This is a genomic window from Paenibacillus xylanexedens, from assembly GCF_007680605.1.
In the GTDB taxonomy this organism is placed as follows: Bacteria; Bacillota; Bacilli; order Paenibacillales; family Paenibacillaceae; genus Paenibacillus; species Paenibacillus xylanexedens_B.
In genome coordinates this window covers 1-298 of sequence record NZ_VEIO01000077.1, presented here as the reverse complement: position 1 = coordinate 298, position 298 = coordinate 1, and the positions used below count along the sequence as shown (strand labels likewise).

Here is a 298-nt window from a genome sequence, read left to right as displayed (position 1 = left end):
TTCGAACAGTGTGCTATAGCAACTTTGTAACAATAGTGCCGACGGATCGGATTCTTCAACTCTCCAATTATGCTTTTGATGGTTCGGCATTTGATATTTTCGGGACATTATTGAACGGGGCAACTCTTGTACTCATTCGAAAAGAGGAAGTGTTAAATATCACTTCTTTGTCCCGAATTCTTAGGGAGGAACAGATCACGCTATTCTTCCTGACGACGGCATTATTTAATACACTTGTCGATCTGGATGTGAGTTGTCTCACCAATATACGTCACGTGCTATTCGGCGGAGAAAGAGT

General features: G+C 41.9%; 1 protein-coding gene. It reads left to right on the top strand.

Going from position 1 to position 298, the window contains the following annotated elements:
* A partial coding sequence (locus FS818_RS28460) for an AMP-binding protein (RefSeq protein ID WP_145336762.1) occupies positions 1-298 on the top strand: 298 nt, incomplete at both ends.